This window comes from Staphylococcus taiwanensis, assembly GCA_020544305.1.
Lineage (GTDB): Bacteria > Bacillota > Bacilli > Staphylococcales > Staphylococcaceae > Staphylococcus > Staphylococcus taiwanensis.
In genome coordinates, this window is sequence record CP058667.1 from 1259506 (window position 1) to 1272601 (window position 13096).

10 protein-coding genes and 1 other RNA gene are annotated in these 13096 nt (G+C 32.0%); 9 read left to right on the forward strand and 2 right to left on the reverse strand.

The genetic code is table 11. The annotated features are described in order from the left end of the window. The first annotated feature begins 235 nt into the window (after nt 1-235). The 7 genes from HYI43_05955 to HYI43_05985 all read left to right on the forward strand — a co-directional run bounded on the left by HYI43_05955 (nt 236) and on the right by HYI43_05985 (nt 8487). Nucleotides 236-2425, forward strand: coding sequence for a bifunctional (p)ppGpp synthetase/guanosine-3',5'-bis(diphosphate) 3'-pyrophosphohydrolase (locus HYI43_05955; GenBank protein UDI78103.1), 2190 nt, complete (start codon nt 236-238; stop codon nt 2423-2425). 16 nt (nt 2426-2441) lie between these two features. Continuing rightward, nucleotides 2442-2894, forward strand: a complete 453-nt coding sequence (locus HYI43_05960) for a D-tyrosyl-tRNA(Tyr) deacylase (GenBank protein UDI78104.1) — start codon at nt 2442-2444, stop codon at nt 2892-2894. Then, on the forward strand, nt 2891-3766 hold the full coding sequence (locus HYI43_05965) for an N-acetylmuramoyl-L-alanine amidase (GenBank protein UDI78105.1): 876 nt from the start codon (nt 2891-2893) through the stop codon (nt 3764-3766). Before HYI43_05960 ends, HYI43_05965 begins: the two co-directional genes overlap by 4 nt. 361 nt (nt 3767-4127) lie before the next feature. Then, on the forward strand, nt 4128-5396 hold the full coding sequence (locus HYI43_05970) for a histidine--tRNA ligase (GenBank protein ID UDI78106.1): 1269 nt from the start codon (nt 4128-4130) through the stop codon (nt 5394-5396). A 24-nt stretch (nt 5397-5420) separates the two neighbouring features. Further along, the gene (aspS, locus tag HYI43_05975) at nt 5421-7187 is read left to right on the forward strand and encodes an aspartate--tRNA ligase (protein ID UDI78107.1); all 1767 of its coding nucleotides are present in this window, start codon (nt 5421-5423) and stop codon (nt 7185-7187) included. 240 nt (nt 7188-7427) lie between these two features. Further along, a non-coding RNA gene (gene ssrS, locus HYI43_05980) (6S RNA) lies at nt 7428-7618 on the forward strand. Nucleotides 7619-7710: 92 nt separating this feature from the next. Then, nucleotides 7711-8487: a tRNA threonylcarbamoyladenosine dehydratase gene (locus HYI43_05985; protein ID UDI78108.1), complete on the forward strand. Its 777-nt coding sequence runs from the start codon at nt 7711-7713 to the stop codon at nt 8485-8487. 67 nt (nt 8488-8554) lie between these two features. Here HYI43_05985 and HYI43_05990 read toward each other — a convergent pair whose 3' ends face one another. Beyond that, nucleotides 8555-9823, reverse strand: a complete 1269-nt coding sequence (locus HYI43_05990) for a replication-associated recombination protein A (protein ID UDI78109.1) — start codon at nt 9821-9823, stop codon at nt 8555-8557. Between the two features lie 85 nt (nt 9824-9908). On the opposite strand from HYI43_05990, the gene HYI43_05995 reads away from it, so the two are divergent. Together HYI43_05995 and HYI43_06000 are read left to right on the forward strand one after the other, a co-directional pair. Beyond that, nucleotides 9909-10331, forward strand: coding sequence for an Rrf2 family transcriptional regulator (locus HYI43_05995; protein UDI78110.1), 423 nt, complete (start codon nt 9909-9911; stop codon nt 10329-10331). Between the two features lie 142 nt (nt 10332-10473). Then, nucleotides 10474-10617, forward strand: a complete 144-nt coding sequence (locus tag HYI43_06000) for a hypothetical protein (protein UDI78111.1) — start codon at nt 10474-10476, stop codon at nt 10615-10617. A 13-nt stretch (nt 10618-10630) separates the two neighbouring features. Here HYI43_06000 and HYI43_06005 read toward each other — a convergent pair whose 3' ends face one another. Continuing rightward, complete coding sequence (locus HYI43_06005) at nt 10631-12301, reverse strand: IS1182 family transposase (GenBank protein ID UDI78112.1); 1671 nt, start codon at nt 12299-12301, stop codon at nt 10631-10633. Nucleotides 12302-13096 lie beyond the last annotated feature (795 nt).

Consider the following 13096-nt stretch of genomic DNA (forward strand, 5'->3'; position numbering starts at 1 on the left):
CTTATACCATTTATTTATTTAGAAACTTGTAGTATCATAAAACTATTATTTATAAAAATGTTAAATCTTTCATAGTTCTTTTAACTTTTGATAAAATTAATGTAATACTCGCGTTTCTAAATAATATAAAGGTTATACTCGGATTAATGAATCGGCAATGTATGTTTTCTTAATTTTTAAAAATTCGAATGTTGGGCGGAGTATTTGGAATATAAATGAGTTGGGGTGTCATATATTGAATAACGAGTATCCATATAGCGCTGATGAGGTGCTACATAAAGCAAAATCATATTTATCTGCTGATGATTATCAATATGTATTAAAAAGTTATCATATTGCTTATGAGGCACATCAAGGCCAATTTCGTAAAAATGGTTTACCATATATTATGCATCCAATTCAAGTCGCTGGTATCTTAACTGAAATGCGTTTAGATGGTCCAACGATTGTGGCTGGATTCTTGCATGATGTTATAGAAGATACACCATATACTTTTGACGATGTTCAAGAAATGTTTAATGAAGAAATCGCACGTATTGTAGATGGTGTTACGAAACTTAAAAAGGTTAAGTATCGTTCAAAAGAAGAACAACAAGCTGAAAATCATAGAAAACTATTTATAGCAATTGCTAAAGATGTACGCGTCATCTTAGTAAAATTAGCTGATAGATTGCATAATATGAGAACACTAAAAGCAATGGCACGTGAAAAGCAAGTACGTATTTCAAAAGAAACATTAGAAATCTATGCACCACTTGCGCACAGATTAGGTATTAATACAATTAAATGGGAATTAGAAGACACTGCCTTGCGTTATATTGATAACGTTCAATATTTCCGTATTGTTAATCTTATGAAGAAGAAACGTAGTGAGCGAGAAGCCTATATTGCAAATGCAATAGATAAAATTCAAACTGAAATGATAAATATGAATATTCAAGGTGAAATTAGTGGTCGTCCTAAACATATTTATAGTATTTATCGCAAAATGATGAAACAAAAAAAGCAGTTTGATCAAATATTCGACTTATTAGCGATTCGTGTAATCGTTAATTCAATTAATGATTGTTACGCTATTTTAGGTTTGGTACATACGTTATGGAAACCAATGCCTGGACGCTTTAAAGATTACATTGCTATGCCAAAACAAAATATGTATCAATCATTACATACAACTGTAGTAGGTCCAAATGGAGATCCTTTAGAAATTCAAATTAGAACTTTTGAAATGCATGAAATAGCTGAACATGGTGTTGCAGCACACTGGGCATATAAAGAAGGAAAGACTGTAAACGAAAAAACTCAGGATTTTCAAAATAAGCTTAACTGGTTAAAAGAATTAGCTGAAACTGATCATACATCTTCAGATGCACAAGAATTTATGGAATCATTAAAGTATGACTTACAGAGTGATAAGGTTTATGCTTTTACACCAGCGAGTGATGTAATAGAATTACCATATGGTGCAGTACCTATTGACTTTGCATATGCAATACATAGTGAAGTAGGTAATAAAATGATTGGTGCTAAAGTCAATGGAAAGATTGTACCAATAGATTATGTATTACAAACTGGAGATATTATTGAAATAAGAACTAGCAAACATTCTTATGGGCCAAGTAGAGATTGGTTGAAAATTGTTAAGTCATCAAGTGCCAAAAGTAAGATTAAAAGCTTTTTCAAAAAGCAAGACCGATCTTCAAACATAGAAAAAGGTAAATTTATGGTTGAAGCGGAAATTAAAGAACAAGGCTTCAGAGTGGATGATATATTAACAGAAAAAAACATTGAAGTTGTTAATGATAAATATAACTTTGCTAATGAAGATGACTTATATGCTGCTGTTGGCTTTGGTGGCGTAACAGCATTACAAGTAGTTAATAAGCTAACTGAGCGACAACGTATTCTTGATAAACAAAAATCTTTAAATGAGGCACAAGAAATATCGAAATCGTTACCAATAAAAGAAGATATCATTACAGATAGTGGGGTTTATGTAGAAGGTATTGAAAATGTCTTAATCAAACTTTCAAAATGTTGTAATCCTATACCTGGAGATGATATTGTAGGTTATATCACTAAAGGACATGGTATTAAGGTGCATCGAACGGATTGTCCTAATATTAAAAATGAAGTAGACCGTTTAATAGCTGTTGAATGGGTGAAATCCAAAGATTCAACACAACGTTACCAAGTTGATTTAGAAGTAAGCGCATATGATCGTAATGGTCTCTTAAACGAAGTTATTCAAGCTGTTAATTCAACTGTAGGAAGTATCATTAAGATTAATGGACGTTCTGATACAGATAAGAATGCTATCATTACTCTAAGTGTGATGGTAAAAAACGTCAATGATGTATTTCGTGTTGTAGATAAACTAAAACAATTAAGTGATGTCTATACAGTTTCAAGAGTATGGAATTAATTGAGGTGCTATAGAAATGAAGATAGTTGTACAAAGAGTAAAAAGAGCTTCTGTTACTAATAGCAGTATTCATAATGAAATTGATAAGGGGTATTGTTTATTAGTGGGTGTTGGTCAAGACTCAACGGAAGTTGATGTTGAAGCAGTAGCTAAAAAAATTGTTAATGCGCGTTTATTCGAAGATGAAGCGGGCAAACTTAACTTAAATATCCAACAAGTTGAGGGTAAAATATTATCAATTTCTCAATTTACTTTATATGCGGATGTAAAAAAAGGTAATCGCCCAGGATTTACTAATTCTAAAAATCCTGAAGAAGCTGAAAAATTATATGATAAATTTAATGAGAAATTAAGAGAGTATAATATTGAAGTTAAAACCGGGCAATTTGGCACAGATATGGAAGTTGAGATTATAAATGATGGTCCTGTAACAATTATTTATGAAAGTCAGGATGGCAAAGTAATATGAAAAATATAGATGCATGGTTAACTAAACATGATCTGAAAAATATAACTACTTTAATCGTTGTAATTGCATTTATTTTATTTTTAATTTTACTCTTTATGTTAATGAATCATAGTGATCAAGGAAGTAATAGAATAACTGCATCTGAAAATGCAGAATTACGTACCGGACCTAATGCTACATATCCTGTTATTTATCAAGTTGATAAAGGTGAAACATTTACCAGAGTAGGCAAATCAGGTAAGTGGATTGAAGTTGAAACTAGAGATGGCACTGAAAAGGGTTGGATTGCAGGGTGGCATACCAGTTTAAATATCGAAGCGGATGCGAGTAAAAAAGAAAACCCTTTGAAGAATAAGGTCATTGTCTTAGACCCTGGACATGGAGGCAATGACCAAGGTGCATCTAGTAATACTTCTAAAAAAAGCTTAGAAAAGAACTATACGTTAAAAACGGCAAAGGAGTTACGAAGAGCGCTTGAAAAGGCAGGTGCTACAGTTAAATTAACGCGTTCTGATGATACATATGTCAGTTTAGACGATAGAAAACAAAATGGTGACGTTTTTATAAGTATACATAACGATTCATTAAATAGCCCATATGCTAATGGTGCAACAGTTTATTGGTATCATGACAATCAAGAAACATTAGCAGAAACACTTAATACTAATATTCAGAAAAAAGCTTTGCTTAGTAATAGAGGAACACGACAAGAAAACTTTCAAGTGCTAAGACAAACAAATAAACCAGCAGTATTGTTAGAATTAGGATATATAAGTAACCCTACAGATGAGGTTATGATTAGAGATCAGTTACATAGACAAGTTGTAGAAGAAGCTGTGGTCGATGGTTTAAAACAATATTTTGCTTCTTAAGTCTTGCAAAGAAGACATAAAGTCGTTATCATAAATAGTGAACTTTATAAATAATACCGTTAATATTCTTGAAAGTGTAAATGAAAGAGGTAGTAACATTTAATTGTTGCGAAGAGATATAATCCATGGCTGTAAGGTTATACTGAGTAATTTATGTTTTTAACACAAGAAAAGGTGCTTTAATAAAAGCCGGTTTACGTACGTTACACGTTTGAGTGGGGACTGAATTTATTTAATAATTTAGTCTCAATTAGGGTGGCAACACGGCTTATCGTCCCTTATATAGTTTAGTGCTATATAAGGGGCTTTTTTATTAAAGAAAGTTTTAAAGAAAGTAAGTAAATTTAAAAGGAGTGATTGCGTGATTAGAATACCAAGAGGTACGCAAGATATCTTACCTGAAGATTCAAGTAAATGGCGATACATTGAAAATAAATTAGATGAATTAATGGAAGTATATAATTATAAAGAGATTCGTACGCCTATCTTTGAAAGTACTGATTTATTTGCTCGTGGTGTTGGGGATTCTACTGACGTCGTTCAAAAAGAAATGTACACATTTAAAGATAAAGGTGATAGAAGTATCACTTTAAGACCTGAAGGTACTGCAGCAGTAGTACGTTCATACATTGAGAATAAAATGCAAGGTTATCCTAATCAGCCTATTAAGCTTTATTACAATGGTCCTATGTTTAGATACGAACGTAAACAAAAAGGTCGTTATCGCCAATTTAATCAATTTGGAGTTGAAGCTATTGGAGCTGAAAATCCAAGTATTGATGCAGAAGTTTTAGCTATGGTAATGCATATTTATGAATCATTTGGATTAAAACATTTGAAATTAGTTATTAATAGTATTGGTGATGCTGATTCACGAAAAGAATACAATGATGCTTTAGTAAAACACTTTGAGCCAGTCATTGATTCGTTTTGCGATGATTGTAAATCAAGATTACACACAAATCCAATGCGTATATTAGATTGTAAAATTGATAGAGACAAAGAGGCAGTAAAAACTGCACCTAGAATCACAGATTACTTAAATGACGAGTCTAAAGCTTATTATAATGAAGTTAAAACACATTTAGATGATTTAGGAATTCGCTATGAAGAAGATCCAAACTTAGTTCGTGGACTTGACTATTATACGCACACTGCTTTCGAATTAATGATGGACAATCCAAATTATGATGGTGCAATCACTACACTATGCGGTGGTGGCCGATACAATGGTTTACTTGAATTATTAGATGGGCCTAACCAAACAGGTATTGGTTTCGCATTAAGTATTGAACGCTTATTGTTAGCACTTGAAGAAGAAGGTATTGAATTAGATGTAGAAGAAGATTTTGACTTGTTTATTGTCACTATGGGCGATGAAGCAGAGCGTTATAGTGTAAAACTTTTAAATAATTTAAGAAAAAATGGTGTTAAAGCTGATAAAGATTATTTAAAACGTAAAATCAAAGGTCAAATGAAACAAGCGGATCGTTTAAATGCTAAATACACGATAGTCATTGGCGATCAAGAGCTTGAAAATAATGAAATTGATGTAAAAAATATGGAAACGGGTGAATCTGAAACTGTTAAGTTAGATGAACTTGTTAACTATTTCAAAAGAAAATTATAAAAAGTAATAAAAAGGAGAATTAAAATGAGTAAGCGAACAACGTATTGTGGTTTAGTAACTGAAGCGCTATTAGATCAAAAGGTTACATTAAAGGGATGGGTTCATAATCGTCGTGACTTAGGTGGCCTTATCTTTGTAGACTTACGTGATAGAGAAGGTATTGTACAAATCGTATTTAACCCAGATTTCTCTGCGGAAGCATTGAGTATTGCTGAAACTGTACGTTCAGAATATGTGGTAGAGGTTGAAGGAACTGTCACTAAACGTGATCCAGAAACAGTTAACCCTAAAATTAAAACTGGACAAGTTGAAGTACAAGTTTCTAATATAAATATAATCAATAAATCAGAAACACCTCCGTTTGCAATTAATGAAGAAAATCAAAATGTAGATGAAAACATTAGATTAAAATATCGCTACATTGATCTTAGACGTCCCGAATTAGCTCAAACTTTTAAAATGAGACATCAAACGACACGCTCTATTCGAGAATATTTAGATAATAATGGATTTTTCGATATTGAAACACCTGTACTTACTAAATCAACTCCTGAAGGTGCACGTGACTATTTAGTTCCTTCTCGAGTACATGAAGGTGAATTTTACGCTTTACCTCAATCACCACAGCTATTTAAACAATTACTAATGATTAGTGGTTTCGATAAATATTATCAAATTGTTAAATGTTTCCGTGATGAAGATTTACGTGCAGATCGTCAACCTGAATTCACTCAAGTCGATATTGAAATGAGCTTTGTTGATCAAGAAGATATCATTCAAATGGGTGAAGAAATGCTACAAAAAGTTGTTAAAGATGTTAAAGGAATTGACATCGAAAGCAACTTCCCACGCATGACTTATGAAGAAGCAATGAGACGTTATGGATCTGATAAACCAGATACTCGCTTTGGTATGGAATTAATTGATGTTTCACAATTAGGTAAAGAAATGGACTTTAAAGTTTTTAAAGATACAGTTGAAAATAACGGTCAAGTTAAAGCGATTGTCGCAGAAGGTGCAGCAGATAATTATACTCGTAAAGATATGGATGCTTTAACTGAATTTGTAAATATTTATGGTGCTAAAGGTTTAGCATGGGTTAAAGTTGTAGAGGATGGTTTAAGTGGTCCAATTGCTCGATTCTTCGAAGACCAAAACGTTGAATCTTTAAAAGAATTAACTGGTGCTAAAGCAGGAGACTTAGTAATGTTCGTTGCTGACAAACCGAGCGTAGTTGCTCAAAGTTTAGGTGCTTTACGTATTAAAATAGCTAAAGAACTAGATTTAATTGACGAAAGTAAACTTAATTTCTTATGGGTAACTGATTGGCCGTTACTAGAATATGATGAAGATGCTAAACGTTATGTTGCAGCACATCATCCATTTACATCTCCTAAACAAGAGGATATTGCTAAACTTGACTCAGAACCTGAAAATGCACAAGCCAATGCATATGATATTGTTTTAAATGGTTATGAATTAGGCGGCGGTTCAATCAGAATTGCTGATGGTGAATTACAAGAAAAAATGTTCGAAGTATTAGGATTTACTAAAGAACAAGCTAGAGAACAATTTGGTTTCTTATTAGATGCATTTAAATATGGTGCACCGCCACATGGTGGTATTGCATTAGGTTTAGACCGTTTAGTCATGTTATTAACAAATCGTACGAACCTTAGAGATACAATTGCATTCCCTAAAACGGCTTCAGCAACATGCTTGTTAACGGATGCACCAGGCGAAGTGTCTGACAAACAATTAGAAGAATTATCATTACGCATTCGCCGTTAATCTAAAGCGTGAACTTCTAATAATATAATATGGTTTGTAAAAATCACTAAAGTTTGTAAAAAGGCTTTGGTGATTTTTTTAAGTTTTTAAGGGACATAGGTAAATTACACTAAGTATAACTATAATTATATTATGTAAACTTTAATATTTAAAATTAATTTTCTAAATTAAAAAGTACCTCATTCAAAGTCATTAAGATTTCTTTATATTGAAGGTTATGCTATTATATTGATATAAGATAGTCATCTGTATTGTTCGTATGTTTGCTTTTTATTTGGGCCTAACACTTTTTGATCTGGGAGTCCAATAGGTTTTCTTGCAGCGCACACGCCTCAATTGGAGGACTTGCAAAACAAGAAACAGGACACCCACCTGTATATAGCAGGCCGAATGATCAAGCTTTTTATAACTACGGCAATTACGGACTCTATCGGTACGCAAGGCTTTAAGTCTTGCGTATTTTTATTTGTCTTTTTTATGTTAATATGGACTTATCGTATTGTAATGAATAAAGGAGCTTATAATGAAACATCAATTTTCAAGAAATGAATTAGCATATGGTCAAGAAGGATTAGATTTGTTGAAGAATAAAACGGTTGCTGTATTAGGTATTGGCGGAGTAGGTTCTTTCGCGGCTGAAGCTCTAGCTAGAACTAATATTGGACACATTATATTAATTGATAAAGATGACGTAGATATCACAAATGTGAACCGTCAAATTCATGCTTTAACTACGACTATTGGTCAAAGTAAAGTAACTTTAATGGAAGAACGAATTAAGTTAATTAACCCTGAATGTAAAGTTACCTCTCTCCATATGTTCTATACTGAAGAAACTTACGAAGACTTATTTAATAATTATGAAATTGATTATTTTATTGATGCGAGTGATACAATCATATATAAAGTGCACTTAATGAAAGAATGCTTAGAACGCGGTATTAAAGTAATTTCAAGTATGGGAGCAGCTAATAAAACTGATCCAACGCGTTTTAAGATTGCTGATATTTCTAAAACATACATGGATCCGATGGCTAAAATTATACGTAATAAATTAAAACGTCAAGGTATAAAAAAAGGTATTCCTGTTGTCTTTTCGGATGAAAGTCCAATTGTAATACGTGAAGATGTTAAAGCAACAGTTGGAGATGCCAATGCTATTAACCGTAAAGGGCAAATGCCCCCTTCATCAAATGCATTTGTGCCTAGTACTGTAGGTTTAATTTGTGCAAGTTATGTTGTAAATGATATTTTAAAAAATATTCCAGTACGTCGAATTAAAGATAAAGGGAATTTTTAAATAGAAAGACTATGAATCAAACAAAATGCCATTAAAGTATTGGCTTTGAGCGATTCATAGTCTTTTATTATTTTTGGTTTCTTAAATTTTCATATATTGTTTTAAACTGTTGTTCGCTTTTAGACGTTGTTTTCGGTTCATAATAGATTTTATTTTTTAATTTATCAGGTAAATATTGCTGAACTACATAACCATTATCATAATTGTGAGGGTATTTATATCCTATTGAACGTCCTAATTCTTTAGCGCCTGCATAATGGCCGTCTCTCAAATGATCAGGTATTTGTCCAACTTTGCCATGCCTAATATCACTAAGTGCACTATCTATCGCAGTTATAGCTGAGTTTGATTTAGGTGATAGAGACAATTCTATCACTGCCTGACTAAGTGGAATACGTGCCTCTGGAAATCCTAAACGCTCTGCTGATTGAATTGCTGCTAATGTTCGTTGACCAGCACTAGGTGAAGCTAATCCTACATCCTCATAACTGATAACTAAGAGGCGTCTTACGATAGTGGGTAAATCACCAGCTTCTATTAATCTTGCCAAATAGTGTAGCGCGGCATTTACATCACTACCTCTTATTGATTTTTGAAATGCACTCATAACATCATAATGCATATCTCCATCCTTATCACTTACAAAAGCTCCTTTTTGCAAACAATCTTTAGCATCTTCTAAAGTTACATGTCTCGTATTATCAACATCTTGTGCACTTAATACTGCTAGTTCAAGCGCGTTAAGTGCACTACGCACATCTCCATGGCTTTGAGTTGAAAAATACGCAAGCGCATCTTCATCAATGCTTGGATTATACTGATTCAAGCCACGTTCTTTATCTTTTAAGGCTCTATCTAGTGCTGTTCTTACATCATTATCATCTAATGGGTATAATTCAAATATTTGTGCACGAGATCTAATTGCTGGATTAATAGCATGATATGGATTTGAAGTAGTTGCACCAATTAATACAATTTTGCCATTTTCTAAATGTGGTAATAAGAAATCTTGTTTAGCTTTATCTAGCCTATGGATTTCATCAAGTAATAATATTACCTGTCCAGACATTTTGGCTTCTTCAACAACCATTTGCATATCTTTTTTAGAATTTGTTACTGCATTAAGTTGTCTGAATCTATATTCAGTACTACCAGAAATAGCTTTGGCAATACTCGTTTTACCAATTCCTGGAGGTCCATAAAATATCATTGATGATAATCTTTTTGTTTCAACCATTCTTCTAATAATGCCTCTAGGACCAACTAAATGTTGTTGTGAAATAATTTCATCTATATTTGTAGGTCTCATTCTTGAAGCTAAAGGTTCAGTAGTCACGATTTTCACACCTTTCTATTACTATCTTAACTGAAAAAATGCTAGAATGGGAATATATACTATTCGAATTAAGTGAGGTAATGTTATGAAAATATCAACGAAAGGGAGATATGGATTAACTTTAATGATTTCCCTTGCTAAAAGGGAAGGTCAAGGTTGTGTATCATTAAAGTCCATTGCTGAAGAAAATGGTTTGAGTGATTTATATCTCGAACAATTAGTTGGCCCTTTAAGAAATGCTGGATTAATTCGAAGTGTTCGTGGTGCTAAAGGTGGTTATCAACTAAGAGTACCAGCTGACGAAATTAAGGCAGGCGATATTATTCGCTTATTAGAAGGACCTATTACTATTGTTGAAAGCATTGAATCAGAACCACCTGCTCAAAAGCAATTATGGCTACGCATGAGAGATGCAGTAAGAGAAGTTTTAGATAATACTACTTTAAAATATTTAGCTGAATATGTTGAAACTGATGACCAATTAGATGGTTATATGTTCTATATTTAAAAATTTTCCTAAAGCATGTTTTAGAAAATGACGGTGGGGTATTACAATACTACAACAGTTTAATACATCCGTCGTATTACTGATAAAAACACAATTTTAATCATTAAAAAATAATGCTTAAATTTGAAAGGAGAATTTCATTATGGGATTCATGGATAAAGCGAAAGATGCAGCAAATAAATTTAAAGATAGCGATAACGAACAAGTAAATCAAGCTAAAGATAAAATCAACGAATACACTGGCGGTAACGACAGTGATAAAAAAGAAGATAAAGACGATAAATAATTTATTTATCTATTTAGGAGTCCGGGACATAAAGTTCTTGGATAAGTGAATAAAAGACAATTTCTATTGAAATAATATAGAAATTGTCTTTTTTATAAATTTTTTGATTATTTTCAGCTCGTTGAGCTACTACTTTTCTTATATTAAGTGCCATTAATACAAAACCAAGTTCTCTTTTGACTTTATTGAGTCCTCGGACAGACATCCGAGTGAAACCCAAAATAGCCTTCATAAATCCAAAAACAGGTTCCACATCAATTTTTCTTTGACTGTAGATATTTTTTGTTTTTGGTTCTGAAAGCTTTTTGTTAATTTGGGATTTAAAATATTCCCAGTTATAATTCTTCATTATTTTTTTGTTTGTTTTTGAATTGAAGTTCATACATTGATTTTTCAGAGGACATTCTGAACAATCGTCACATTCATATAATTTGAAGTCTCGCTTGTAACCATACTTATCATGACGATAGGCATATCTTTTAAAACCTAGCCGTTTATTATTCGGACAAATGAATTCGTCATTAATTTCGTCATAGTCCCAATTTTGAGTATTAAAGATGTCACTTTTATATTTTTTAGTTTTATCTTTTATAAACATTCCATATGTTATGAGTGGCGTTCGATTAAAGTCATCTATAATTGCCATATAATTTGATTCACTACCATAACCTGCATCAGCTACAATATATTCAGGTAAATGACCGTAGGTCTCTTGAATTGAATTTAAAAATGGAATCATCGTTCTAGTATCCGTTGGATTTTGATACACATTATAAGATAAAACAAATTGGGAATTTGTCGCTATTTGTAAATTATACCCTGGCTTAAGTTGTCCATTTTTCATGTGATCTTCTTTCATTCTCATAAATGTCGCATCATGATCTGTCTTAGAATAACTATTTCTATCCTTTAAAATAGATTTTTGAAATTCGTATCGATACTTTCGCTCAGAATAATCATTGATTTGCTTTTTGTATTTTTTGATTTTAGTTCTTTTGAGACGTATTTGTTTTCTTGTTTTAGTACATTTTTCATTGTTGATATGTTGGTTTAAATCTTCGATTTCTTTATCTAAATGACTACCAATCAAATCTATTTCTTCTTTTGTTAATTCATTATCATGATCTTCTTTGATTTCCGGTATGATTTTATTGGTTACCAATTCATGGTAGAGGGCTTTAGAATCCTCATTCATCTTTGATTCATGGTTTTGAATACTCTTTTTCCATACAAATGTATATCGATTGGAATTTGCTTCAATTTTTGTACCATCAATAAAAATAGCTTTATCATCTATAAGATTTTGTTTTATACACTGACTGTAAAATTGAATAAATAAAGATTCTAATAAAGCATCTACTTTTGGATTTACTCTAAATCGATTAATTGTTTTATAAGAAGGTTTTTGATTTTGTGATAGCCACATCATTCGGATGCTATCATTAAGCATTTTTTCTATTTTACGACCTGAGAATACAGATTGTGTGTAGGCATATAGAATCACTTTTAACATCATTTTAGGATGGTACGAAGTTGCACCACGGTGATGTCTGAATTCGTCGAATTCATTGTCAGGAATTGTTTCAACAATATCATTTACATGTCGTGAAATATCATTTGTGGGGATAAGAACTGAAGTTTCCATTGGTAGAGTAAGTTGAGTCATGTTATAATTTTTATACATAAGGCACCTCGTTAATTTAGTTTAGTGATGTTTATTAAATTATACGAAAGTGCTTTATTTTTTTAAAGTATTACAATGTAAAATTACATATAAATACAAAGTATTTTGGCGAGACTCTTGAGGGAACAGGACAAGCTGAAGACTACAGGCTGAAGCTGTCCCCTAAGAAAGCGAGCCAACAATACGGAGTATTGTAAATAAAGAAGCCAGTAAATGAATTTGTTAAAACTCATTTACTGGCTATTTCTCTAGGAATTATGTCCCAGACTCTTTTTTATGTATTTTTCAATTGTTATTATTACTTTTGAAAGATTTAAAAAGCTAATAATTAATCGAAATTGTCCGTGAGTACTAAAAAGATTAATTGTAACTAAATAATTAAAACATACTAAGATTAGCTGTGAAGAAATCTATGACGATAGATTTCTTCACAGCTGTTTTTTATAGTTGTAGAGAGAAGTAGACTGTACGCTCCCTTGGATTTTAAATCCGTATTAAAAACGAGTCAGCTTTACTCTCGCCTTTTGAAATTCGTTTGTAGTATGTTGGGCTCTTGAAGCCGTGTAGAGGAAAGTGAAATGAGAAAGGTTAAGTAAAGTTTCAGCTTCTCAAAACAATTAAGGAGGAATTACGTGGATTATTTAGGCATTGATATTATTAAAAGAACGAGCGTCATCGCACATTATTTTGAAGATAAATTCCAAAAGGAATTTACAATTCAGAATAATAAAAATGGTTATAATCAGTTACTTAAATACTTAAAAAAACTTAATCAACCTCAACTTATATTTGAAT

Coding starts and splice junctions, on each gene's coding strand:
- HYI43_05960 (UDI78104.1), top strand. CDS start 2,442: ATGAAGATAGTTGTACAAAGAGTAAAAAGAGCTTCTGTTACTAATAGC.
- aspS (UDI78107.1), top strand. CDS start 5,421: ATGAGTAAGCGAACAACGTATTGTGGTTTAGTAACTGAAGCGCTATTA.
- HYI43_05995 (UDI78110.1), top strand. CDS start 9,909: ATGAAAATATCAACGAAAGGGAGATATGGATTAACTTTAATGATTTCC.
- HYI43_05985 (UDI78108.1), top strand. CDS start 7,711: ATGAAACATCAATTTTCAAGAAATGAATTAGCATATGGTCAAGAAGGA.
- HYI43_06000 (UDI78111.1), top strand. CDS start 10,474: ATGGGATTCATGGATAAAGCGAAAGATGCAGCAAATAAATTTAAAGAT.
- HYI43_05965 (UDI78105.1), top strand. CDS start 2,891: ATGAAAAATATAGATGCATGGTTAACTAAACATGATCTGAAAAATATA.
- HYI43_06005 (UDI78112.1), bottom strand. CDS start 12,301: ATGTATAAAAATTATAACATGACTCAACTTACTCTACCAATGGAAACT.